Source organism: Paraburkholderia sp. MPAMCS5 (assembly GCF_036016995.1).
Taxonomy (GTDB): domain Bacteria; phylum Pseudomonadota; class Gammaproteobacteria; order Burkholderiales; family Burkholderiaceae; genus Paraburkholderia.
Window position 1 is genome coordinate 273118 of record NZ_JAYXBK010000002.1, and the last position, 23130, is coordinate 296247.

A 23130-nucleotide genomic window follows, 5' to 3' on the forward strand; every position below is an offset into this window, starting at 1 on the left:
GCTCCTCAGGTCACTGCGCCGCGCGCGGCGAATTCCGGCGCGCGCCAGGTTTCGCGCGCGAGCACGTCGCGCAATGTTTCGACGGCATCCCATACATCGACGAAGCGCGTGTATAGCGGCGTAAAGCCGAAGCGCAACACATGCGGCTCGCGATAATCGCCGATCACGCCGCGCGCAATCAGCGCCTGCATCACCTCATAGCCGTGCGGATGCTCGAAGCTCGCATGCGAGCCGCGCTGCGAATGCGCGCGCGGCGTGACGAGCTTCAACGGGAATTCGCTGCAACGCGTCTCGACAAGCTCGATAAAGAGATCCGTGAGCGCGAGCGACTTGCGGCGGATCGCCTGCATGTCGGTTTGGAGGAACACGTCGAGACCGCATTCGACGAGCGCCATCGACACCATCGGCTGCGTGCCGCACAGGTAGCGGCCGACGCCTTCGTCGGGCCGATACGTCGGGTTCATCTCGAACGGCGCGGCATGTCCCCACCAGCCGGACAGCGGCTGCGCAAACTCGTTCTGATGACGCTTGGGCACCCACACGAACGCGGGCGAACCCGGGCCGCCGTTCAGATACTTGTACGTGCAGCCGACCGCGTAATCCGCGCCGACGCCGTTCAGATCGACCGGCACCGCGCCCGCCGAATGCGCGAGGTCCCACAGCGCGAGCGCGCCCTTGTCGTGGATCAGCTTCGTCAGCGCGGCCATGTCGTGCATATAGCCGGTGCGGTAGTTCACATGCGTGATCATCGCGATGGCCGTGTCGTCGCCGATAGCCTCGGGCAGCTCCGACGGATCGTCGACGAGACGCAGTTCATAGCCGCGATCGAGTTGCTCGATCAAACCCTGCGCGATGTACAGATCCGACGGAAAGTTCGACCGCTCCGAAACAATCACGCGACGCTTCGGGTCGCGGGCATGCGCGAGCCGCAGCGCGGCGGACAGCAGCTTGAAGAGATTGATGGAAATCGTGTCGGTCACGACCACTTCGTTTTCGGCCGCGCCGATCAGCGGCGCGAGCTTGTTGCCGAGCCGGCGCGGCAGCGCGAACCAGCCGGCCGCGTTCCAGCTGCGGATCAGGCCTTCGCCCCATTCGGCGGCGATCACGGTCTGCGCGCGTTGCGCGGCGGCGGCCGGCGGCACGCCGAGCGAATTGCCGTCGAGGTAGATGGTGGTCGGCGACAGCGCGAACTGGTCGCGCAGCGTGGCGAGCGGGTCGGCGCTGTCGAGCGCCAATGCTTCTTCGCGGTGGTTCATGAGAGTCTCGTTCGGTCGCGTGATGCGGATGGGAAATCGGTGGTGTCGGGCAGCGCGCGCAGAACCGCGCGCACGGGGCTCGCGTCGAGCGTGGTCAGCTTCAGCGGCAGCGCGATCAGTTCGTAGTCGCCGGGCGCGACGTCGTCGAGCACGATGCCTTCGAGAATCGCCATGCCGTGCGCGCGGATGCGATGGTGCGCGTCCATCGTCTTCGATTCCTGCGGGTCGAGCGACGGCGTGTCGATGCCGATCAGCTTCACGCCTTTCGCCGCGAGCAGGTCGATGGTTTCCGGCGCGACGGCGCAGAACGCGCCGTCCCACGCCGTGGTGGGCGCGCTTTTGTAAGTGCGCAGTAAGACTCGCGCCGGCAGGTCGTCGAGCGAACCGGTCAGGTGTTGTGGCGTGACAACAGGCGCGGCGCCGATGCAATGCATCACGCGGCATCGCCCGAGGTAGGTGTCGAGCGGCACATGGCCGATCGCTGCGCCTTCGACGTCATAGTGCAAGGGCGCGTCGGTGTGCGCGCCCGTGTGCGGCGACAACGTGAGCCGCGCCACATTGACGGGCGAGCCGGCCTCGATGCGCCAGACGCGTTCTATGCCGACCGGCGTGTCGCCCGGCCAGACGGGCGTCGCCGAATCCACGGCCGGGGTGATGTCCCAAAGTGTTTGCATGTCTCCATCTGCGCTTCATGTCTATAGGGAATGATAGGTGCCTGGTCGTGAAATGTGGTTGCGAAAAAATCTCCTTCTGAGCCCTGTCTTGGAACATAATTTGAGTCAAATGGGAAAGGGAGACCGAATATGAACGCGATCTCGCTCGACGCCACCGATTGCCGTATTTTGACGGTGCTTCAGCAAGAAGGACGAATCAGCAATCTCGATCTCGCAGAGCGCATTTCGCTCTCGCCGTCGGCATGCCTGCGCCGGCTGCGTCTACTGGAAGAGCAGGGCGTGATCGAGCACTACCGCGCGTGTCTGAACCGCGAGGTGCTGGGTTTCGAGCTGGAGGCATTCGTGCAGGTGTCGATGCGCAACGACCAGCAGAACTGGCACGAGCACTTCGCCGAGGCGCTGCGGGACTGGCCGGAAGTGGTCGGCGCATTTGTCGTGACGGGGGAAACGCACTATTTGCTGCGAGTTCTCGCGCACAACCTCAAGCACTATTCGGATTTCGTGCTGGAGCGTCTCTACAAGGCGCCGGGCGTGATGGATATTCGTTCGAATATCGTGCTGCAGACGTTGAAGGAAGATTCGGGCGTGCCGGTTTCGCTCGTCACTAAAACCGGCGGGCACGGGGCGCCGCACAACGAGCGCTGACGGTGATGCCGCTGCCGCTGCCGCGTTAGCGCCGCCGCGCTTTTTCGGCCTCTACGCGTTCAGCAGCGCTTACGGCATGCGCAGCGCGTACATCGCCTACGGCATCCGCAGCGCTCATACTGGCTTGAGTCCGTGGAACTGGCCGTTCTGAAACACGAGCGGCGCAATGTCCGCGGCATTGTCGTGCACGCCGCAGCGCTCCACTTCGCCGACGAAAATCACGTGGTCGCCTTCATCGTAACGGCTGCGGTTATGACACTCGAACCAGGCGAGCGCGCCGTCGAGCACCGGCATGCCGCTGTCGCCCGCGGCATGCGACACGCCTTCGAAGCGGTCGCCCTTCACGGTCGCAAAGCGTTTGCACAGATCGAGTTGCGACGAGGCCAGCACATTGACGACATAGTGACTGTTCGCGCGGAACACCGGCATCGAGGCCGAGCGCGTTGCGAGACTCCACAGCACGAGCGGCGGATCGAGCGAAACCGAATTGAACGAACTGGCCGTGATGCCGATCAGCTGGCCCGACGCCGCACGCGTCGTGATGACGGTGACGCCGGTGGCGAATTGACTGAGCGCCTGTCTGAAGGCGGACTGATCGAAGTTGGGTGGGCTGGCGTGTTTCATTGCGCGTAAGCCGTTGATGCAAGGCGGCCGGAAGCCGGATTTAGGCTTTTGCGCGCGCGGCGGAAGACAGATGATTCAGATGATTCGAAAGTCATAGTGAAAATCGTCGATTTGTCCCAATTTTAACTGCAATCGCGGCGCGCTGGCCGCGACGCAAACCGGTGAATGCAAAACCCGCTAAGCTGGAAGGCCACCCCCGGTGGCAAGCGCGTTGCGGCGATGCGCAAGCGGAATCGGCCGATCACGAGTTGAAGGAGCGAGTAGCATGAGTCAGACAGGCGAAGTCGCCACCCTCGGTGGCGGATGTTTCTGGTGCCTCGAAGCGGTTTATCTGGGCGTCGATGGCGTGAACTCGGTGGAGTCGGGCTACGCGGGCGGCACGCGCCAGCACCCGACCTATGAGCAGGTGTGCGACGGCGTGACGGGCCATGCTGAAGTGGTGAAAGTCGACTTCGATCCGTCGAAAATCAGCTATCGCGAGATCCTGGACATTTTCTTCGCGATTCACGATCCGACGCAATTGAACCGGCAGGGCAACGACGTCGGCACGCAATACCGCTCGGTGGTTTTCACGCACTCCGACGCGCAGCGCGAAACCGCATTGCAGGCGATCCGCGAGATCGGCGACGAGCGCATTTACGACGCGCAGATCGTCACGCAGGTGTTGCCGCTCGACGGCAATTACTGGCCCGCCGAGGCCTATCATCAGAACTATTTTGCGCAGCACCCGAACCAGGGCTATTGCTCGTTCGTGGTGGCGCCGAAGGTCGCAAAATTTCGTCAGAAATTTGCTCACCGGATCAAGGCGACCTGATAAGGGCGGCTAGCGGGAAGGGCGGTCGGCCGGATTTGGGGGGGCGAAGCGGCGCGGTGTGCGTGGTAGCGGCGGGTCAAAGGCTTAGGTGGCTTCGCCGTTGTTCCGGTCAAATCTTCGCGGTGCTTCGGGTGCTTCGGGTGCTTCGGGGGCTTCGGGTGTCTCCGGTGCTTCCGGTGCTGTCGGTGCTGCCGGCATTTCCAGCGCTTCCGGTGCTTCAGGAGTTCCCGATGCATCGGGCGTTTCCGGCGCTTCCAGCGCTTCCGCTTCACCGCCTTCGACCGGCGCGACCTGCGGCTCCGCGTCGGCCTGTGCCGCCTCATCGTCCGGGTCGTGCGCGAGGCGCGCATAGGCCTCGATGATTTCGCGCGCCAGCTCGATGCAGCTCAACGGCGCCGAACCTTCCGCCTTGTTGTTGACTGCGATGACCACCGGCTGGCCGGCAAGCGCATAGCGCGCGGCCAGTTCGGCAAGGGCGGCGCGCGTGGCCGGATCATGATCGACGAGCTGATTGAACGGCTCGTATTTCGCCTTCGCCTGTTCGTATTTGAAGCCGCCATGCAGGCTCCAGCGCACGATCAGCGGTCCGGCCGGTTCGCCGTCCAGCAGCGCGAGCGCCGCCGCCTGGCGCAGCGGCTCGGGCATCCGCGCGTGAATGCCCACGCAATAGCGCACGCCCGCGGCCTTCAGCGTGCGAATGAAGCGCGGCGTCAGCAAACTGCCGTCGCGGATTTCGATCGCGTAGCAAGTGCCGTCCGGCAGCTTCGGCAGCGCCATCAGAAACTCGGCCAGCCGTTCGATGAACGCCGCCGGCTGCGCAAGCATCTGATCGGGCAGCGGCGAGAGCTGAAACACCAGCGCGCCCGCCTTCGCGCCAAGACCTTCGACGCACGGCGTGACGAAATCGTCGATTGCCATTTCCGCGTTCAGAAAGCACGGGTTCAGCGACACCGGTTCGCCGCGTTCGGCTCGCACGGTGGCGTCGGTGACGGTCATCGGCGCCTTGACGATGAAGCGGAAATGCTCGGGCACCTGTTGCGCGTAACGCAGATAGTCGGTGACGGTGAGCGCCTGATAAAACGACCGGTCGATGCTGACCGTCTTCAGCAGCGGATGCGCGCCGTAGGCCGTGAGACCGTCGCGCGACAGTTTGCTGTTGCTGTATTCGTCGCCGTAGACAATGCCGTTCCAGCCGGGAAACGACCACGTCGACGTGCCGAGGTGCACATTCGGCGGCAGTTTCGCGGCGAGTGCGAGGACGTCTTGCGAGGGCGGCGCGGCAAGGATTTCGCGAGCGCGGCGCTTTTTGGGCGCGGCGGCGGGGACGTTTGCCGGGACGTTTGCGAGGTCGTCGGTCTGGACGGAGCCGGTCGGCGGATTTTCCGGCGACGCTTCTTGCCACAGCGAAGCGGCGGGCGCAGCGGGCGTGGTGGGCGCGGCAACTTTGGCGCGCGGCGGCCGACGGCGTTCGGATTTCGCCGCGACGGCTCCGGCGGCCCCGGCCGCGGCTCCGACCCCGGCCGTGACGTCAAGCGCAGCGACATCCGCAGCCGCACTGGACGACCCCTCCACCGGCATCCCGAACAGATCGAACTGCACCGTTTCGGTTTGCGCTTGCCCGTGCGCGCCGGATTCGCCGACCGCCTGTTCTACTTCGCTTGTGCCGCTCTGGCCCATCGAGATTCGACCTGCTGTTCAAGAGTTGCGCCGCGGCGGCGCGCTCATGCACGCGGCCGCGGCGCATTCGTCACAGCGGTTTCTCGTACATGTAGCGGCGCGACCACGGCAGGGTTTTCGCGCTGCGGCCGGCCTTGCGGCAGACGACCTGATAAATGGAGACGTCGTCGCTTTCGAACGCGTACGCGCAGCCGGCGAGATACACGCGCCAGATGCGGAATTTTTCGTCGTCGACGAGCTTGCGGGCTTCGTCCGCCTGCGCCTCGAAATTTTCCGCCCAGAGATCGAGCGTGTGCGCATAGTGACGGCGCAGGCTTTCGACGTCAACCGCTTCGAGCCCGCCGCGCTGCATTGATTCGAGCGCGAGGCTGATGTGCGGCAGCTCGCCGTCCGGGAACACATAGCGGTCGATGAACTCGCCGCCGCCGAGCGCGGTCTCGCCGCTGTCCGAATCGCTCGACGTGATGCCGTGATTCAGCGCGATGCCGTCGTCGGCGAGCAGGTCGTGCATCTTCTGGAAATAGCCGGGCAGATTCTTGCGGCCGACATGCTCGAACATGCCCACACTGGTGATGCGGTCGAATTGGCCGTCGATGTCGCGATAATCCTGCAAACGGATCTCGATCTGGTTTTCGAGCCCCGCGGCCTTCACGCGCGCGGTGGCGAGATCGAACTGGTTCTGCGACAGCGTCACGCCCAGACACTGCGCGCCGAATTTCTGCGCCGCGCGCAGCACGAGCGCGCCCCAGCCGCAGCCTATATCGAGCAGCCGCTGCCCCGGTTGCACCTGAATCTTGGTGAGAATGTGGTCGATTTTCTTGAGTTGCGCGGTGCCGAGATCCTCGTCGCCGTTCTCGAAGTACGCACACGAATACACCATGTTCTCGTCGAGCCACAGCTTGTAAAACTCGTTTGAGACGTCGTAGTGATACTGGATCGCCTTCCTGTCCGACGCTTTCGAGTGCTGGAAATAGCGCCGCATGCGCGCGAGCTTGCCCGCGCTGGTGACGGTGTTGCGCGCGAGTTGATAACTGACGTTGATGATGTCCGAGAGCTTGCCCTCGATATCGATCTTGCCCTTCACGTACGCCTCGCCCAGATTGTCGAGGCTCGGTTCGAGCAGGTAGGGCAGCGCCGTGGCGCTTTTCACATGCAACGTGACCTGAGGCGCGGCGAACCGCCCGAAGTCATGTTGCTGGCCGTCCCACAACACGAGACGCGCCGGCAGGTCGGCCTTGGTTTTGACTTCTTCCACCCACTGCGCCAGCTTTTTCTCCCAGAACATGCGATTTCTCCGTGTCCGTTGAATTAAAGCGAAGCTCGTGTGGATCGCAGCTCAAAGCGGCGTACATCCCCTGCCGCGAGATGCAACCCGGCCGCCGCGCGCTGCTGGTTCGGCAACACGCTGGCGGCGTTGTTTATGCGCAATCAAGGCGAGAGGCGGGAGATCTGCCAGTCGCTGGTTTCGCCAGAACGCGTGTAGAGCAGGCGGTCGTGCAAACGCGACGGCCGGCCTTGCCAGAATTCGATTGCTTCGGGTACCAAACGATAGCCGCCCCAATGCGGCGGCCGCGGCGGTTCGTCGCCGAATTGCAGGCGCATTTCGCGTTCGCGTGTTTCGAGCTGCGAACGGCTTTCAATCACCTGACTCTGATTCGACGCCCACGCGCCGATACGCGAGCCGACCGGACGTGACAGGAAATACGCGTCGCTTTCTTCCGCGCTCGTTTTGACGACACGCCCCTCGATGCGCACCTGACGCTCCAGTTCGATCCAGTAGAAGAGAAGACTCGCGTAGGGATTGGCGGCCAGCTCGCGGCCCTTGCGGCTTTCGTAGTTGGTGAAGAACACGAAGCCTCGTTCGTCGACGCCCTTGATTAGCACGATGCGTGCCGAAGGCCGGCCGTGCGCGTCGACCGTGGCGAGCGTCATGGTGTTCGGTTCGGGCAGTTTTGCTTCGACAGCTTGTTGAAACCACACGTCGAATTGCCGGAAGGGGTCACGGTCGGCATCGCCGATGTCCAGAGAACCCAGCGAATAATTTTTTCGAAGTTCGGCGAGTGAGGTCATGTTGTTATGCGAACACTACAGTCAGGCCAGTATAGCCAGGGAGCCGATTTTTTGCGCGCAGCCACATCAAGCCTGCACGCGTTGATGAGCATCGCGCGAGGATTCGGCGCGCTTCTCAAGCACTTCTCACGCACTGCTCACGCGCTTCTCACGCACTGCTCACGCGTAACTCACGCGTAACTCCCGCGCGATCCGGCGGCTGCCTGCGGCAATGCGGATCGATGCGTTCAGGCAAAATACCGACTGCGCGAATCAAACGCGCCTTCAGTGTCCTGCTTCTTCAACGAGTTCCATCATGTCCACCACCGCCGCGCAATCCGATCTTACTACCAGCCTCGACGGGAGTGAAACCGCCGACCGCGCGCGGCGCTTCGGCGGCATTGCGCGTCTGTACGGCGCGCCGGCGCTCGCCGCGTTCGAAGGCGCGCACGTCGCGGTGATCGGCATCGGCGGAGTCGGCTCGTGGGTCGCTGAAGCGTTGGCGCGCAGCGCGGTGGGCACCCTGACGCTGATCGACCTCGACAATGTTGCTGAAAGCAATACGAACCGGCAGATCCACGCGCTCGACGGCAACTACGGAAAACCGAAGGTCGCGGCGATGGCCGAGCGGATCGCCGCGATCAATCCGTTTTGCGACGTGCGCCTCGTGGAAGACTTCGTGGAGCCCGACAATTTCGCTGCGACTTTGGGCGGCGGCTTCGACTACGTGATCGACGCGATCGACAGCGTGCGCACCAAGACCGCGTTGATCGCATGGTGCGTCGAGCGCAAGCAGCCGTTGATCACGATTGGCGGCGCGGGCGGCCAGCTCGATCCAACGCGCATTCGTATCGACGATCTGGCCTTGACGATACAAGACCCGTTGCTCTCGAAAGTGCGCGGACAGCTACGCAAGCAGCACGGTTTTCCGCGCGGCCCGAAAGCGAAGTTCAAGGTGAGCGCGGTGTATTCGGACGAGCCGCTCATTTATCCGGAAGCCGCGGTCTGCGATATCGACACGGAAGCAGAGCACGTCACGACATCGCCGGGACATACGGGGCCGGTCGGCCTGAACTGCGCCGGATTCGGTTCGAGCGTGTGCGTGACGGCGAGCTTCGGATTCGCCGCCGCCGCGCATGTGCTGCGGGCGTTGGCGAAAGCGGCGAGCTGAGTGCCGCGTGACGTGGGCTTGACGTGTGACTGAAGCGTGATTGAAGCGTGATTGAAGCGTGCGGCGCCTGTGAAAACGCCGCACGCGAAAACCGCCCGGTTTAGTAAAGCGAGGCGCTCAGCTTGCGCCGCCATTGCGCCACCAGCTCCGGCTGATGCGCGGCGAGATCGAACACCGAGAGCATCGTCTTGCGGCCGATGTCGTCGCGGAACGTGCGGTCGCGTTGCACGATCGCGAGCAGATGTTCAAGCGCGCCCGCATATTTGCGGCGTGCAATCAGCGCGCTGGCCAGATCGAAACGCGCTTCGAGATCTTCCGGATGACTCGCGACGCGCGCCTCCAGTGCGTCTGTGGGCGGCAGATCGGCGGCGGCATCCACGGCGTCGAGCCGCGTCTTGATCGCGTTGTAGCGCGCGTCGATGCCTTGCGTGGTTTTCGGCGACAGCAGATCGACTTCGTTGCGCGCTTCGTCCGTACGGTGATCGTCGAGCAGCATTTCGATGCGGTCGAGGCGCGCTTCGTCGAACCCGGGGTCGAACGCGAGCGCGGCTTGCAACGCCTCGTAAGCGTCTTCGCGGCGGCCTTCGGCAAGCGCGGCCTGCGCGTCGAGACGCGCGGCATCCGCGCCTTGCGGCACGAGCCGTTCGATGAATTCGCGCAACTGGCCTTCGGGCAGCACGCCGACAAACTGATCGACCGGCTGGCCGTCCGCGAACGCCATCACGTGCGGAATGCTGCGCACCTGGAAGTGCCCGGCGAGTTCCTGATTCTCGTCCACGTTGACCTTGACCAGCTTCCATTTGCCGGCCGCTTCGGCTTCGAGCTTTTCGAGCATCGGGCCGAGCGTCTTGCAGGGGCCGCACCATGGCGCCCAGAAATCGACCAGCACGGGGGCCAGTGTCGACGCGGCGATCACGTCTTGTTCAAATGTGGCCAGAGTGGTGTCCATTGCGTCCTCGTCGATAAACGGTGTGTGTTACGTGGGGCCGAACGGCGCGGATTCAATGCGCCACGGCGTGCCGCGGGTTCGCCGTCGATCCGGCGGTCATTGCGGCGGTCATTTCTTTTCCGGGAGCGGAATCCATTCGGTTTCGCCCGGCACCTTGCCCATGTCCTGATTCGTCCAGGCGCGCTTCGCGGCCTCGATCTTCTCGCGCGAACTCGCCACGAAATTCCATTCGATAAAGCGCTCGCCTTCGAGTTTCTCGCCGCCGAGCACCATCACGCGCGCGCCGTGCGTGCTCGCAAGCGTGACGGTTTCGTCGAGCGCGAGCACCGCCATCTGGCCGACTTCGAGCGGCGTGCCGTCGATCTCCAGATCGCCTTCCACGAGATACACGCCGCGTTCCTCATGCTCCGGTTCGAGCGCGAACGCGCTGCCCGGCGCGAATTCGCCGGCGACATACAGCGTGCCGGAAAACGTCGTGACCGGCGAGCTGGCGCCGAAGGCCGTGCCGGCGATCACGCGCAGCTTCACGCCGTTGCGCTCGACCACCGGCAGGGTGTCGGCGGCGTGATGCGCGAACGACGGCTCCACGTCTTCGTCTTCGAGCGGCAGCGCGACCCAGGTTTGAATGCCGTGGATCGTGTGGCCCTTCACGCGGTCTTCGGCGGGCGTGCGCTCGGAATGCACGATGCCGCGTCCGGCGGTCATCCAGTTGACGTCGCCGGGCACGATCTTCTGCGCCGAGCCGAGGCTGTCGCGATGCATGATCGCGCCTTCGAACAGATAGGTGACCGTGGCGAGACCGATATGCGGATGCGGACGCACGTCGAGACCGACGCCCGGTTCGAGCGTCGCGGGGCCCATGTGATCGAAGAAGATGAACGGGCCGACCAGACGCGCGGCCATGGCCGGCAGCACGCGCCGCACAGTCAGACTGCCGACGTCGCGTAAATGCGGTTTAAGAACGGCTTTGATCGAGGAGGTCATGAATGGCTCGGCTGAAGAGGAATGAAGAAATTTCTCAATGGACGATTCTACTGCGGAGGGCGAAATCACGACGTCTCGCGGCCCCCGGCGCTCCGGAAACCCGTAGCGTCGTCAAGCGCGGGCCGCGCCGCGCTCCGTTAAACTGGCAGGTCGAACAATCAATTGGAGAAGCTGGGATGTCGCCCAGGGACTTGTTGCTCGCGCTGGTCGTCGTGATCGCGTGGGGCGTCAATTTTGTCGTGATCAAAGTGGGCTTGCATGGCGTGCCGCCCATGCTGCTCGGCGCGCTGCGCTTCACGCTCGCCGCCGTCCCGGCGGTGTTTTTCGTCAAGCGGCCGAAATTGCCGTGGCGCTGGCTGCTTGCCTATGGCCTGACTATCTCGCTGGGGCAGTTCGCCTTCCTGTTCTCGGCCATGTATGTCGGCATGCCCGCCGGGCTCGCGTCGCTCGTGTTGCAGGCACAGGCGTTTTTCACGCTGATCTTCGCCGCGTGTTTTCTGGGCGAGCGCTTTCGTTTGCCGAACGTCGCCGGTTTGCTGATCGCGGCCGCGGGCCTTGCGGTGATCGGCATGCAAGGCGGCCACGCCATGACGCTCGCGGGCTTTGTGCTCACGCTGTGCGCCGCGTGCTCGTGGGCGCTGGGCAATATCGTCACGAAGAAAGTGGGCAAGGTCGATCTCGTCGGCTTGGTGGTGTGGGGCAGCCTGATTCCGCCGCTGCCGTTCTTCGCGTTCTCGTATGCGTTCGAGGGCCCGCAGCGGATCGCCGCGGCGCTGTCTGGCATCAGCGCAACGTCGATTTTCGCCGTGGTCTATCTCGCGTTTGTCGCCACGCTGATCGGCTACGGTTTGTGGAGCCGCCTGCTGTCGCGCTATCCGGCGAGCCAGGTCGCGCCGTTTTCACTGCTCGTGCCGATTGTCGGCCTCGCGTCCGCCTCGCTCTTTCTCGATGAGCAACTGTCCGCCGCGCAGGTGGCCGGCGCGGTGCTGGTCATGGCGGGCCTCGCGGTCAACGTGTTCGGCGGCTGGGTCGTGCAGCGGCTTTCGCCGGCGCGTTGACTCGTCAATGCGTTGAATCGCCGGCGCAAACAGAAAACGGCCGCATTGCTGCGGCCGTTTTTCATTGGCGTGTCGTAGGTGCCTTAGGGGCCGGATGTACCGTCTGTCCCGTCTGCGAGCGCATCAGGTCATGCGGTTCTTGGCGAGCGGCGGATTCGCCGCGAAATAACGCTTGATGCCGCTCATGATCGCGTCGGCCATCTTGTCGCGATACGCGTCGTCGTTAAGGCGCCGCTCTTCGTCTGGATTGCTGATGAACGCGGTTTCCACGAGGATCGACGGAATGTCCGGCGCCTTCAGCACCGCGAAGCCGGCCTGTTCGACCGAGCCTTTGTGCAGCTTGTTAATCCCGCCGATCTCCTTCAGCACGAAGTTGCCGTAACGCATGGAGTCGCGAATCTGCGCCGTGGTGGACATGTCGAACAGCGCGCGATTCACGGTGGCGTCGGCGGATTTGATGTTGATGCCGCCGATCTGATCCGACGAGTTCTCCTTGTTCGCCATCCAGCGCGCGGCCGCGCTCGTCGCGCCGTGCTCCGACAACGCGAACACCGACGAGCCGCGCGCCTCGGGCGTGGTGAACGCGTCGGCGTGAATCGACACGAACAGATCCGCGCCGACGCGCCGCGCCTTTTGCACACGCACGTTCAGCGGCACGAAGAAGTCGGCGTCGCGCGTCATCATGGCGCGCATGTTCGGCTGACCATCGATCTTCGCGCGCAGCTTCTTTGCGATGTCGAGCGCGACATGCTTTTCGTAAGTGCCCGAGCCGCCGATCGCGCCAGGATCTTCGCCGCCATGGCCGGGGTCGATCGCGACGGTCAGAAGGCGCACCGTGTTGCTCTTGCCCGACTTCGGCGCGGTGAACGCGTAGGTGTCTTCGGTGTCGCTGTCCTCGGTATGGTCGCCATTGTCGGGACGCTTAGCCGTGCTGGCGCCGCTGCCTTTGTTGCGCGCAATCGCCGTGGGCGGCGCGGCAGGCGCGCCCGGCATGGACGGTTTCGCGAGAATGGGCGGCGCGGGCGGCGCGCCATGCGAAGGCGCATGCGGCGCGTTCGACGACGACCCGCTGCCGCCGTTCTGCGCATAACGCTCGAAGAACGCTTCGCTGTTGTCGCCCGCGGGCGGCGTCGTGCCGGGGCCGCTCAACGTCGCGGGCGGCGGCGCGGGCGTCGCGTTGTTTTCTTCGTTCAGCGTTTGCTGCTTGCGCTCGCTCTGCGCGAGCAGATCCATCAGCGGGTCGGGCGCGACGGCCGGATACAGGTCGAACACGAGCCGGTATTTGTACGCGCCGACGGGCGGCAACGTGAACACCTGCGGCTTCACCGAGCCCTTCAGGTCGAACACCATGCGCACGACGTGCGGCTGGAATTGACCGACGCGCACCGACTGGATCTGCGGATCGTTCGGCGTGATTTTCGATACGAGATCTTTCAGCGCCTGGTCGAGATCGAGCCCGTTCAGATCGACCACGAGCCGGTCCGGGCTCTGAAGCAATTGCTGGGCGTTCTGCAGAGGTTGATCGGATTCGATCGTCACGCGCGTGTAGTCGCGCGCGGGCCACACGCGCACGCCGAGCACCGAACTGGCGTGCGCGAGGCGCGGAGCGACGAGGCCGAGCACGAGCGTCGACGCGCCGGCGCGCAGAATCTGCCGACGCCGCCAGTTATGCGTTGCGGTGGCCGCCGATTCGATCGAGCGGAACGGTTTGATCAACATCTTTCGAGACATGCCTTTCCTGTTGCGCTGTAGGCCCGTGCGACGAGTACGCGGCCGTCGCCCTCGCTGGCCAGGTCGAGCGAGAAGACGAGATCCGGTACGCCCAGAAGCGGCCCCGCGCGCTGCGGCCATTCGACGAGGCAAACCGCGCCGCTGTCGAAATATTCGCGAAAGCCCGCGTCGGCCCATTCGGCCGGATCGGTGAATCTGTACAGATCGAAGTGATAGAGCGTGAGTTCCCCGGCAGGCCGTTCGAGCACGTAGGGCTCGACCAGCGTGTACGTGGGACTGCGCACCCGGCCGGCGTGGCCGAGCCCGCGCAACGTGGCGCGCACGAGCGTGGTTTTGCCGGCGCCGAGATCGCCGACCAGTTGTACTTGCAGACCGTGGAATGCCTGAGTGCCCGAGCCGCGGACGGAGCCTTGGACGTTGCTGCCAAAGGCCACGCCTTCGATTGCCCGCGCGAAGCGCTCGCCGAATGCGAGTGTGGCGGCTTCGTCTGCGAACGCGAAGAAGCGGTCGAGCAGAACTTCGGCGGGCGGCGCGATTGCGCGATCGGAATTGTCGGGCATTCTCGTAAAATGGCGTGATGAACCAACGTCAGCAGTCCCCTGTATCCGCAAGATCACCTGCGCCCGCATCGTGCGACGATGCGCGTGCCGAGCGTCAACTTGATGAAGCGGCGCTGCATGCGCTCGCGCGGAACATCAAAACGTGGGGCCGTGAACTGGGTTTCGGGGCAATCGGCATTAGCGATACCGATCTCTCCGCTGCCGAAGCGCCGCTTGCAGCGTGGCTGGAAGCGGGTTGCCACGGCGAGATGGATTATATGGCGAAACACGGCATGAAACGCGCGCGGCCTGCCGAGCTTGTGGCCGGCACGCTACGCGTGATCACCGCGCGCATCGCCTATTTGCCCGCTCATGCATCGAGCGGAAAACCGCACGAAAGCGAGGCGCACCAAGGGCCGCTCACGCAGGACTGGCGGGCCGCCGAGCATGCGCGGCTCGCCGATCCGACGGCGGCCGTGGTGTCAATTTATGCGCGCGGCCGGGACTATCACAAAGTGATGCGTAACCGTCTGCAACATCTGTCAGAGAAAATTCAGGCGGAGATCGGCGTCTTCGGTTATCGCGTGTTTACCGATTCCGCGCCGGTGCTCGAAGTCGAGCTTGCGCAGAAGGCGGGCATCGGCTGGCGCGGCAAACACACGCTGCTGTTGCAACGCGATGCGGGTTCGCTGTTCTTTCTCGGTGAGATCTATGTCGACCTGCCTTTGCCGACCGACGCCGACACGTCGCCCGAAGTCGCGCCCGAAACGCCGGGCTCGCATTGCGGCAGTTGCACGCGCTGCATCGGCGCATGTCCGACAGGTGCGATTGTCGGACCCTACAAGGTCGATGCGCGCCGCTGCATTTCCTATCTGACGATCGAACTGAAGGGCAGCATTCCTGTCGAGCTGCGTCCGCTCGTCGGCAACCGCGTGTATGGATGCGACGATTGCCAGCTCGTGTGTCCATGGAACAAGTTCGCGCAGGCCGCGCCGGTCGACGATTTCGATGTGCGGCATGGTCTCGATCGCGCGTCGCTGGTGGAACTATTCGGCTGGAGCGCGGAAGATTTCGACACGCGCATGCAGGGCAGCGCGATTCGACGTATCGGTTATGAAAGCTGGCTGCGCAATCTCGCCGTGGGCATGGGCAACGCGCTGCGCGCGCCGCGTGAAACGTTGCGCGCCGCCGCTCGCGAGGCGATTGTGGAGGCGCTCGTCAGGCGTGCCGACGACGCTTCCGCCGTGGTGCGCGAGCATGTGCAATGGGCGCTCGAAGCGGCGTAAAGTATCGGCAATTCGCGAGTCCGTTGCGGCGGGCAAGGAGGCGACATGTTCAACGCAGTGATCGACGCGCCGTTCGGCAAAGTGGGCATTTGCCTCGAAGGCGAGGCCGTGCGCGAGATCGTCTATTTGCCGGCGTCGATGCAGAGCGTCGCGCCCGACACGCCGCTGGCGCAACAGGCGGCGCAACAGATCCGGCGCTACTTCGAGCAGGCCTCGGCGAGCTTCGAATTGCCGCTCGCGCCGGTGGGCACCGAGTTCCGGCGGCGCGTCTGGCAGGCGCTTCGCGAGATTCCGCCCGGGGTTGTCGTGACCTACGGCCAACTGGCGAAGCAACTCGGCAGCGTGCCGCGCGCGGTCGGCCAGGCGTGCGGCGATAACTGTTTTCCGATTGTGATTCCGTGTCATCGGGTGGTGAGTTCGAGCGGCATCGGCGGATTCGCGCATCACGCCGAAGATGGTTTCTTTCGCAACGTCAAGCGCTGGCTGCTGGCGCATGAAGGCATTCCCTACGCATGAGCGATACCCTGGTTGGAGACGCGAGCGCCGCCGCTTTGTCGTCGCCTTTGTTCGCGACGAGCTCCGCGTCGATCGACGCGTTCTGCGACGCGCTGTGGCTCGAACACGGCTTGTCGCGCAACACGCTCGACGCGTACCGCCGCGATCTGCGTCTGTTCAGCGAATGGCTCGCGCAAGCTCGCAATGCGTCGCTCGACACCGCCAGCGAAGCCGATCTGAACGCCTACAGCGCGGCGCGCCGGCAAGACAAATCGACGTCCGCGAACCGGCGCCTCTCGGTGTTTCGCCGTTATTACGGCTGGGCCGTGCGCGAGCATCGCGCGACAGTCGATCCGACGCTGCGCATCCGTTCGGCCAAACAGCCGCCGCGTTTTCCGTCCACGCTCAGTGAAGCGCAAGTCGAGGCGCTGCTCGGCGCCCCCGACATTGACACGCCCTTGGGCCTGCGCGATCGCACGATGCTGGAGCTGATGTACGCGAGCGGTTTGCGCGTCACCGAACTCGTCACGTTGAAAACCGTGGAAGTCGGGCTGAACGAAGGCGTGGTTCGCGTGATGGGCAAAGGCTCGAAAGAGCGGCTCATTCCATTCGGCGAAGAGGCGCATGGGTGGATCGAGCGCTATCTGCGCGACGCGCGGCCGGCGCTGCTCGGCGCGCGCGCGGCGGACGCGCTGTTCGTCACGAACCGCGCGGAGGGCATGACGCGCCAGCAGTTCTGGAACATCATCAAGCGGCACGCGGCGGCGGCGGGCGTGCATGCGCCGCTGTCGCCGCACACGTTGCGGCACGCGTTCGCGACGCATCTGCTGAATCACGGCGCCGACCTGCGCGTGGTGCAACTGCTGCTCGGCCACACCGACATTTCGACCACGCAAATCTACACGCACGTGGCCCGCGAACGGCTGAAGTCGCTGCACGCGCAGCATCATCCGCGCGGGTGATGCTGGCTTGAGCGGCAATCGTTGTGTTTGCCGCTACAGGGGCTTCAAACAAAGTCGCGCAAGCGGTGCTTGAGGATTTTCCCCGTTGATGCAGCGGGCAGCGCGGCCAGCACTTTCACTTCGGCGGGCCGCTTGTACGGCGCGAGCCGCTCGGCGCACCACGCAATCAGTTCGGCCGGGGTCACGCTCGCGCTTGCCGTCAGCTCGACGAACGCGACCACTTCTTCATTGCCCTCGACCGGACGCCCGATCACCGCCGACTGCACGACTTGCGGATGCGCGTTCAGCACATGCTCGACTTCGGCCGGATAGACATTGAAGCCCGAGCGGATGATCAGATCCTTGCTGCGCCCCACGATATGCAGCGCGCCGTCCGCGCCCTGCTGCGCGAGGTCGCCGGTCTTGAGCCAGCCGTTTTCCGTCACGGCGGCGCGCGTTTGCTCCGGATTGCGGTAGTAGCCCAGCATGACATTCGGGCCGCGCACCCAGAGTTCGCCGACTTCGCCTCGCGCCACGTCCGCGCCGTCGAGCCCGACGAAGCGCACCTCGACGCCCGGAATGATTTCTCCGACCGAACAGTCGCTGCGCGGCGCGTCGAGCATGGTCTGGGAGACGGTCGGACTGCTCTCCGTCATGCCGTAACCGTTGTGCAGCGGCAGACCGTAGACGCTTTCGACATGCGCTTTCAGCGCCGCGTCGAGCGGCGAGCCGCCCGAATAAACGAAGCGCAGATGCGGCGCGGACCACGTGTGACCGTGGGTCTCCATGTGTTCGAGCAACCGGGCGTGCATGGCGGGCACGCCTTGGAGGATCGACACGCGTTCCCCGGCGAGCGCGCGGCGCACAGCTTCCGGCGCGAAGCGCGGCGCGAGGCGCAAGGTCGCGCCGGCGTGCAGACTGCCGAGACACACGGACGCGAAGCCGTACACATGCGAGATGGGCAGCACGGCATACACGACATCTTCCGGGCGCACCTGGCGCAGACGGCTCGACACCGCGGCGATGAACAGCAGGTTGCGGTGCGACAGCATCACGCCCTTCGGCGCGCCCGTGGTGCCGGTCGTATAGATGAGCGCCGCGCATTGGCGGTGGTTTGCGGCTTCGACCGGTTCGGCTTGCGCGGCGGCATCCACGGTGTAGGACCATGCGCCGATGTCGGGCTCGATCACGGGCGCCTGGATTGCCTGATGACGCTGCGCGTGCTGGCCGGCCTCTGCGGAGCTTTCCACCACGTAGGCGGTCACGCGCGGCCTCGCGTGGGCGCGGATCGCGTCGAGTTCCGCCGCCGAGAGGCGCGCATTCGACACGATCGCCCACGCGTCGAGCCGCGCGGCGGCGAACAGGAGCACGATTTGCGCGATGCTGTTTTCCGCGACGATCATCACGCGGTCGCCGCCGCGCACGCCGTGCGCCTGCAGCATGGCGGCGGTGGCATCGATGGCCTGCAGCAGCTGCGCGTTCGAGAGGCGACGCGCATCTTCGATCAACGCGATGTGCTGCGGATCGCGCGCGGCGGCCAGCGCCGGAATGTCGGCGATGCGCGCGGGCAGCGCGGCCAGCAATGCGGGAATGTCCAGAGTGGAACGGGCAGACGAAATGGCGCTCAACGTTGTCTCCTGAAAGGCCCGGCGTACGTCGCGCCGGAAGATTTGCGAACGATCGTGCCACAACGGTTCGGCCCGCACAATCGGCCGTTCGGCAAATAGCCGTTGCGCAAACTCGCCATTACAATGCGCCGATGAGCAAATCCAGACACGTTTCCGAAACGCCCGCGACGCAGCTTCTGCGCCGTCACGGCGTCGCGTTCGGCGAGCATCCTTATGAGTATGTCGAGCACGGCGGCACCGGCGAATCGGCGCGCCAGCTCGGCGTGGACGAACATCATGTGGTGAAAACGCTCGTCATGGAAGACGAGCACGCGAAGCCGCTGATCGTCCTCATGCACGGCGACCGTACCGTCAGCACCAAGAAGCTCGCGCGGCAGATCGGCGCGAAGCGCGTCGAGCCGTGCAAGCCCGAGGTGGCGAACCGGCATTCCGGCTATCTGATCGGCGGCACGTCGCCCTTCGGCACGCGCAAGCAGATGCCGGTGTATGTGGAGTCGAGCATCCTCGAGATGGACAGAATCTGGCTGAACGGCGGCCGGCGCGGCTTTCTCGTCAGCATCGAGCCGAAAGTGCTCACGCAATTGCTGGCGGCGAAGGCGGTGCAGTGCGCGAGCGTGGATTGACGTTTGTCTGAATGTTTCCCGGACGCGCGCGTTCGGTAGAATGTGCGCCGCTTTGTTTCGCGTTCCGTTTCCTGTGGCGGTTGTGCTGTTCAGTTGCAGACCGCCGGTCCTTATAAGAGTCACAGATGCAAAACCTGATCGTTGCCGTCGTTGCCTACCTGATCGGCTCGGTGTCGTTCGCCGTGATCGTGAGCGCCGCGATGGGGCTCGACGACCCGCGCTCGTACGGCTCCGGCAACCCCGGCGCGACCAACGTGCTGCGCAGCGGCAGCAAGAAGGCCGCGATTCTCACGCTGATCGGCGACGCCTTCAAGGGCTGGCTGCCCGTGTGGTTCGTCGTGCATTTCGGCGCGCGCTTTGGGCTCGACGACACTTCGGTGGCCATCGCGTCCGTCGCCGTGTTTCTCGGCCACCTTTACCCGGTGTTTTTCCGCTTCAAGGGCGGCAAGGGTGTGGCGACGGCGGCAGGCGTGCTGCTCGCCACCAACCCGATTCTCGGCGTGGCGACCTTGCTGACCTGGCTGATCGTGGCGTTCTTCACGCGCTATTCGTCGCTGGCGGCATTGGCGGCAGCCGTGTTCGCGCCGGTCTTCGACGGCTTCCTGTTCGGGCCGCACATCATCGCGCTGGCTATCGTCGTGATGAGTTCGCTGCTCGTGTGGCGTCATCGCGGCAATATCGCCAAGCTGATGCGCGGCGAGGAAAGCCGCATCGGCGACAAAAAAAAGGCGCCCGCGGCTGCGAGTCCGGCCAGTGAAGATCGCTGAGCGGCGGCGAGTCCCGTTGCAACCGCCGCGCCGGTGAGGCCAGGCGCCGGGTTGCGACAAAGGCCTGGCCGCAGGGTTTAGTCGCGGAAGTTGTTGAAGTCGAGCGGGGTGTCGGTCACGTCCTTGCGCAGCATCGCGATCACGCTTTGCAGGTCGTCGCGCTTGCCGCCGGTGATGCGCACGGCGTCGCCCTGAATGCTCGCCTGGACCTTGATCTTGCTGTCCTTCACGAGGCGCACGATTTTCTTCGACAGGTCGCCGGACACGCCTTTTTTGATCTTGATGACTTGCTTGACCTTGTCGCCGCCGATCTTCTCGATCTTGCCGTAGTCGAGGAAGCGCACGTCCACATTGCGCTTGGCCATTTTCGACAGCAGGACGTCTGTCACCTGGCCGAGCTTGAAGTCGTCGTCCGCATAGGCGGTGATTTCGTTTTCCTTGTGCTCGACGCGCGCGTCCGACCCCTTGAAGTCGAAGCGGGTTGAAATTTCCTTGTTGGATTGCTCGATCGCGTTTTTCACTTCGATCATGTTCGCTTCGCAGACGACGTCGAACGATGGCATTGTTTTCTCCCAATAGTGCAGCGGTGGCTGACGCAGCCGGGCGGCTCGTCGCGGGGCACTCGCTATAATCACGGACCGACGTCATTTTACCGACGCCGCTTCCATTTGCCCAAGGACGGCGCGCGATACGCGCGCCGAAGTCCGAAGCCGTTTCCCTGTCCGTCTCATAGTTTCCACGCCGATGTCTCAAACCGATTCCGCCGGGTTCATTGCCGCTTATCCGCTGAAGGCGCATAACAGCTTCGGCTTCGACGTCCGTGCGCAGTGGGCGTGCCGCATCGAGCGCGAAGCGCAACTGATGGCCGCGGTGCGCGATCCGCGCGCGGCCGGCTTGCCGCGCCTCGTGCTCGGCGGCGGCAGCAATGTCGTGCTGACCGGCGACTTCGCGGGACTCGTGCTGCTGGTGGCGTTGCGCGGACGCCGCATTTTGCGCGAGGACGCCGACGCCGTGTATGTCGAGGCGGCCGCCGGCGAACCGTGGCATGAGTTCGTTGCGTGGACGTTGTCGCAAGGTGTGCCGGGCCTGGAGAACCTCGCGCTGATTCCGGGCACGGTGGGCGCGGCGCCGATCCAGAACATCGGCGCATACGGGCTGGAAATGTGCGAGCGCTTCGCGTCGTTGCGCGCGGTGGAGCTTGCCACCGGCGAGACAATCGAACTCGATGCGCAGGCTTGCGCGTTCGGTTATCGCGACAGTTTTTTCAAGCGGGAAGGGCGCGATCGCTTTGTGATTACGTCAGTCACTTTTCGTTTGCCGAAGGCGTGGGAGCCGCGCGCCGGCTATGCGGATCTCGCGCGGGAACTTGCTGCGGATGGTAAGCAGCCCGACGCGCAGGCCATATTCGATGCCGTGGTCGCGGTGCGTCGCGCGAAGCTGCCCGATCCGCTCGAGCTGGGTAACGCGGGGAGCTTTTTCAAGAATCCGGTGGTGGATGCCGCACAGTTCGAGGCGCTGAAAGAGCGCGAGCCGGACCTGGTTTCTTATGCGCAGCCCGACGGGCGGGTGAAGCTCGCGGCGGGCTGGCTTATCGACCGATGCGGCTGGAAGGGGCGCGCGATGGGCGCGGCCGGTGTGCACGAGCGTCAGGCACTGGTGCTGGTCAATCGTGGCGGCGCGCGCGGGGCTGAAGTGCTGGCGCTTGCCCGCGCGATTCAGCGCGAAGTGCTGGAGCGATTCGGCGTGGCCCTGGAGGCCGAGCCGGTTTGCATATGATGTCCGTCACGTAGGAAGTAAAAAAGGCGCCGGGGTTTCCACCCCGGCGCCTTTTTTACGTCTGCTGAAACGCCTGCCGTTAGCCGCGCTGACGGCGCGCGTTTTCCGCAATGCGCATACGCAGCGCGTTCAGCTTGATGAATCCGCCGGCGTCGGCCTGGTTGTAGGCGCCGCCGTCGTCGTCGAACGTGGCAATGGTCTTGTCGAACAGCGTTTCCTTCGAATCGCGAGCGACAACAGACACGCTGCCCTTGTACAGCTTCACGCGAACCCAGCCGTTGACCTTATCCTGCGTGTGGTCGATCAGCACCTGGATCGCGCGGCGCTCCGGGCTCCACCAGTAGCCGTTGTAAATCAGCGATGCGTAGCGGGCCATCAGGTCGTCTTTCAGGTGCGCCACTTCACGGTCGAGCGTGATCGACTCGATGCCGCGGTGCGCCTTCAGCATGATCGTGCCGCCCGGCGTTTCATAGCAGCCGCGCGACTTCATGCCGACGTAGCGGTTTTCCACCAGATCCAGACGGCCGATGCCGTGCTTGCCGCCCAGACGGTTCAGTTCGGTCAGCATTTCAGCCGCCGACAGGCGCTTGCCGTTGAGCGCGACCGGATCGCCGTGCTCGTACTCGATGTCGATGTATTCAGCCTGGTCCGGCGCCTGTTCCGGCGACACGGTCCAGCGCCACATATCGGCTTCGGCTTCCGCCTTCGGGTCTTCCAGGTGACGGCCTTCGAACGAAATGTGCAGCAGGTTCGCGTCCATCGAATACGGTGCGCCGCCTTGCTTGTGCTTCATTTCGATCGGAATGCCGGCCTTTTCCGCGTACGCGAGCAGCTTTTCGCGCGACAGCAGATCCCATTCACGCCACGGTGCGATCACCTTGATGCCCGGTTCCAGCGCGTAGTAGCCGAGTTCGAAGCGAACCTGGTCATTGCCCTTGCCGGTCGCGCCGTGCGACACCGCGTGCGCGCCGGTGGCGCGCGCGATCTCGATCTGACGCTTGGCGATCAGCGGACGCGCGATCGACGTGCCGAGCAGGTACTCGCCTTCGTAAATCGTGTTGGCGCGGAACATCGGGAACACGAAGTCGCGCACGAATTCCTCGCGCAGGTCTTCGATAAAGATGTTGTCCTGCTTGATGCCGAGTTGCAGTGCCTTCTTGCGCGCCGGCTCCAGTTCTTCGCCCTGGCCGATGTCGGCCGTGAACGTGACGACTTCGGCGTCGTAGTTGTCCTGCAACCACTTCAGGATGACGGAGGTGTCGAGACCGCCCGAATAGGCGAGCACGACTTTCTTGATATCGCTCATGGTGAACTCGTAGCTGGAGAAAGCGGGAAAACAAGGCGCGCCGGCGGTTCCGGAGCGCGGAAAACAACTATTTTGACACTAAATCGGCGCTTGCCCGCTTTTTTGGGCGTTGGCGACGAAGATTGCCGGGATCGCTT

General features: G+C 64.4%; 23 protein-coding genes. 10 read left to right on the forward strand and 13 right to left on the reverse strand.

The window, feature by feature from the left end:
* Nucleotides 1-5: 5 nt before the first annotated feature.
* Nucleotides 6-1256, reverse strand: coding sequence for a kynureninase (gene kynU, locus VOM14_RS05265; RefSeq protein WP_327627686.1), 1251 nt, complete (start codon nt 1254-1256; stop codon nt 6-8).
* Nucleotides 1253-1930, reverse strand: coding sequence for an arylformamidase (gene kynB, locus VOM14_RS05270; RefSeq protein WP_327627687.1), 678 nt, complete (start codon nt 1928-1930; stop codon nt 1253-1255). Before kynB ends, kynU begins: the two co-directional genes overlap by 4 nt.
* 129 nt (nt 1931-2059) lie before the next feature.
* Between kynB and VOM14_RS05275 the strand changes: the two genes are divergently transcribed.
* Nucleotides 2060-2575 carry an Lrp/AsnC family transcriptional regulator gene (locus VOM14_RS05275; protein WP_327627688.1) on the forward strand — a complete coding sequence of 172 codons (516 nt, stop codon included), beginning with the start codon at nt 2060-2062 and terminating at the stop codon, nt 2573-2575.
* A gap of 114 nt (nt 2576-2689) precedes the next feature.
* On the opposite strand, the gene VOM14_RS05280 is transcribed toward VOM14_RS05275, so the two are convergent.
* Nucleotides 2690-3199: a flavin reductase family protein gene (locus tag VOM14_RS05280; protein WP_327627689.1), complete on the reverse strand. Its 510-nt coding sequence runs from the start codon at nt 3197-3199 to the stop codon at nt 2690-2692.
* A gap of 265 nt (nt 3200-3464) precedes the next feature.
* On the opposite strand from VOM14_RS05280, the gene msrA reads away from it, so the two are divergent.
* A complete protein-coding gene (gene msrA, locus VOM14_RS05285; protein ID WP_327627690.1) occupies nt 3465-4013 on the forward strand; it encodes a peptide-methionine (S)-S-oxide reductase MsrA in 549 nt (182 codons plus the stop codon).
* Between the two features lie 84 nt (nt 4014-4097).
* Here msrA and VOM14_RS05290 read toward each other — a convergent pair whose 3' ends face one another.
* The 3 genes from VOM14_RS05290 to pdxH form a co-directional block, all read right to left on the reverse strand.
* Nucleotides 4098-5690, reverse strand: coding sequence for a DUF72 domain-containing protein (locus VOM14_RS05290; RefSeq protein ID WP_327627691.1), 1593 nt, complete (start codon nt 5688-5690; stop codon nt 4098-4100).
* A 70-nt stretch (nt 5691-5760) separates the two neighbouring features.
* Nucleotides 5761-6975, reverse strand: a complete 1215-nt coding sequence (locus VOM14_RS05295) for a cyclopropane-fatty-acyl-phospholipid synthase family protein (protein ID WP_327627692.1) — start codon at nt 6973-6975, stop codon at nt 5761-5763.
* A gap of 143 nt (nt 6976-7118) precedes the next feature.
* A complete protein-coding gene (pdxH, locus tag VOM14_RS05300; protein ID WP_327627693.1) occupies nt 7119-7760 on the reverse strand; it encodes a pyridoxamine 5'-phosphate oxidase in 642 nt (213 codons plus the stop codon).
* Nucleotides 7761-8055: 295 nt separating this feature from the next.
* On the opposite strand from pdxH, the gene tcdA reads away from it, so the two are divergent.
* Nucleotides 8056-8910, forward strand: coding sequence for a tRNA cyclic N6-threonylcarbamoyladenosine(37) synthase TcdA (tcdA, locus tag VOM14_RS05305; protein WP_327627694.1), 855 nt, complete (start codon nt 8056-8058; stop codon nt 8908-8910).
* 100 nt (nt 8911-9010) lie between these two features.
* On the opposite strand, the gene trxA is transcribed toward tcdA, so the two are convergent.
* The gene (trxA, locus tag VOM14_RS05310) at nt 9011-9859 is read right to left on the reverse strand and encodes a thioredoxin (RefSeq protein WP_327627695.1); all 849 of its coding nucleotides are present in this window, start codon (nt 9857-9859) and stop codon (nt 9011-9013) included.
* A 108-nt stretch (nt 9860-9967) separates the two neighbouring features.
* Complete coding sequence (locus VOM14_RS05315; RefSeq protein ID WP_327627696.1) at nt 9968-10843, reverse strand: pirin family protein; 876 nt, start codon at nt 10841-10843, stop codon at nt 9968-9970.
* A gap of 176 nt (nt 10844-11019) precedes the next feature.
* Here VOM14_RS05315 and VOM14_RS05320 point away from each other — a divergent pair, with 176 nt between their 5' ends.
* Nucleotides 11020-11901 (forward strand): EamA family transporter, encoded by an 882-nt coding sequence (locus VOM14_RS05320; RefSeq protein ID WP_327627697.1) that lies wholly within the window; start codon nt 11020-11022, stop codon nt 11899-11901.
* A gap of 123 nt (nt 11902-12024) precedes the next feature.
* On the opposite strand, the gene VOM14_RS05325 is transcribed toward VOM14_RS05320, so the two are convergent.
* On the reverse strand, nt 12025-13632 hold the full coding sequence (locus tag VOM14_RS05325; RefSeq protein ID WP_327627698.1) for an N-acetylmuramoyl-L-alanine amidase: 1608 nt from the start codon (nt 13630-13632) through the stop codon (nt 12025-12027).
* Nucleotides 13614-14192, reverse strand: a complete 579-nt coding sequence (tsaE, locus tag VOM14_RS05330) for a tRNA (adenosine(37)-N6)-threonylcarbamoyltransferase complex ATPase subunit type 1 TsaE (RefSeq protein ID WP_327627699.1) — start codon at nt 14190-14192, stop codon at nt 13614-13616. The genes VOM14_RS05325 and tsaE overlap by 19 nt, the downstream gene beginning before the upstream one ends.
* 17 nt (nt 14193-14209) lie before the next feature.
* On the opposite strand from tsaE, the gene queG reads away from it, so the two are divergent.
* Genes queG through xerD form a run of 3 tightly spaced genes read left to right on the forward strand, consistent with a single transcriptional unit; the run spans nt 14210 to nt 16914 of the window.
* Nucleotides 14210-15457 (forward strand): tRNA epoxyqueuosine(34) reductase QueG, encoded by a 1248-nt coding sequence (queG, locus tag VOM14_RS05335; RefSeq protein ID WP_327628110.1) that lies wholly within the window; start codon nt 14210-14212, stop codon nt 15455-15457.
* A 45-nt stretch (nt 15458-15502) separates the two neighbouring features.
* Nucleotides 15503-15973, forward strand: coding sequence for a methylated-DNA--[protein]-cysteine S-methyltransferase (locus tag VOM14_RS05340; RefSeq protein ID WP_327627700.1), 471 nt, complete (start codon nt 15503-15505; stop codon nt 15971-15973).
* Nucleotides 15970-16914 (forward strand): site-specific tyrosine recombinase XerD, encoded by a 945-nt coding sequence (gene xerD / locus VOM14_RS05345; protein ID WP_327627701.1) that lies wholly within the window; start codon nt 15970-15972, stop codon nt 16912-16914. The genes VOM14_RS05340 and xerD overlap by 4 nt, the downstream gene beginning before the upstream one ends.
* A gap of 44 nt (nt 16915-16958) precedes the next feature.
* On the opposite strand, the gene VOM14_RS05350 is transcribed toward xerD, so the two are convergent.
* The gene (locus tag VOM14_RS05350; protein ID WP_327627702.1) at nt 16959-18521 is read right to left on the reverse strand and encodes a class I adenylate-forming enzyme family protein; all 1563 of its coding nucleotides are present in this window, start codon (nt 18519-18521) and stop codon (nt 16959-16961) included.
* Between the two features lie 131 nt (nt 18522-18652).
* Here VOM14_RS05350 and ybaK point away from each other — a divergent pair, with 131 nt between their 5' ends.
* Together ybaK and plsY are read left to right on the forward strand one after the other, a co-directional pair.
* Nucleotides 18653-19144: a Cys-tRNA(Pro) deacylase gene (gene ybaK, locus VOM14_RS05355; protein WP_327627703.1), complete on the forward strand. Its 492-nt coding sequence runs from the start codon at nt 18653-18655 to the stop codon at nt 19142-19144.
* Nucleotides 19145-19269: 125 nt separating this feature from the next.
* A complete protein-coding gene (plsY, locus tag VOM14_RS05360) occupies nt 19270-19911 on the forward strand; it encodes a glycerol-3-phosphate 1-O-acyltransferase PlsY (protein ID WP_327627704.1) in 642 nt (213 codons plus the stop codon).
* Between the two features lie 77 nt (nt 19912-19988).
* Here plsY and VOM14_RS05365 read toward each other — a convergent pair whose 3' ends face one another.
* Nucleotides 19989-20474, reverse strand: a complete 486-nt coding sequence (locus tag VOM14_RS05365; protein WP_064268707.1) for a YajQ family cyclic di-GMP-binding protein — start codon at nt 20472-20474, stop codon at nt 19989-19991.
* A 181-nt stretch (nt 20475-20655) separates the two neighbouring features.
* On the opposite strand from VOM14_RS05365, the gene murB reads away from it, so the two are divergent.
* Nucleotides 20656-21687: a UDP-N-acetylmuramate dehydrogenase gene (gene murB / locus VOM14_RS05370; protein WP_327627705.1), complete on the forward strand. Its 1032-nt coding sequence runs from the start codon at nt 20656-20658 to the stop codon at nt 21685-21687.
* A gap of 79 nt (nt 21688-21766) precedes the next feature.
* Here the strand turns inward: murB and VOM14_RS05375 are convergent, their stop codons facing one another.
* On the reverse strand, nt 21767-22993 hold the full coding sequence (locus tag VOM14_RS05375) for an argininosuccinate synthase (RefSeq protein ID WP_327627706.1): 1227 nt from the start codon (nt 22991-22993) through the stop codon (nt 21767-21769).
* Nucleotides 22994-23130 lie beyond the last annotated feature (137 nt).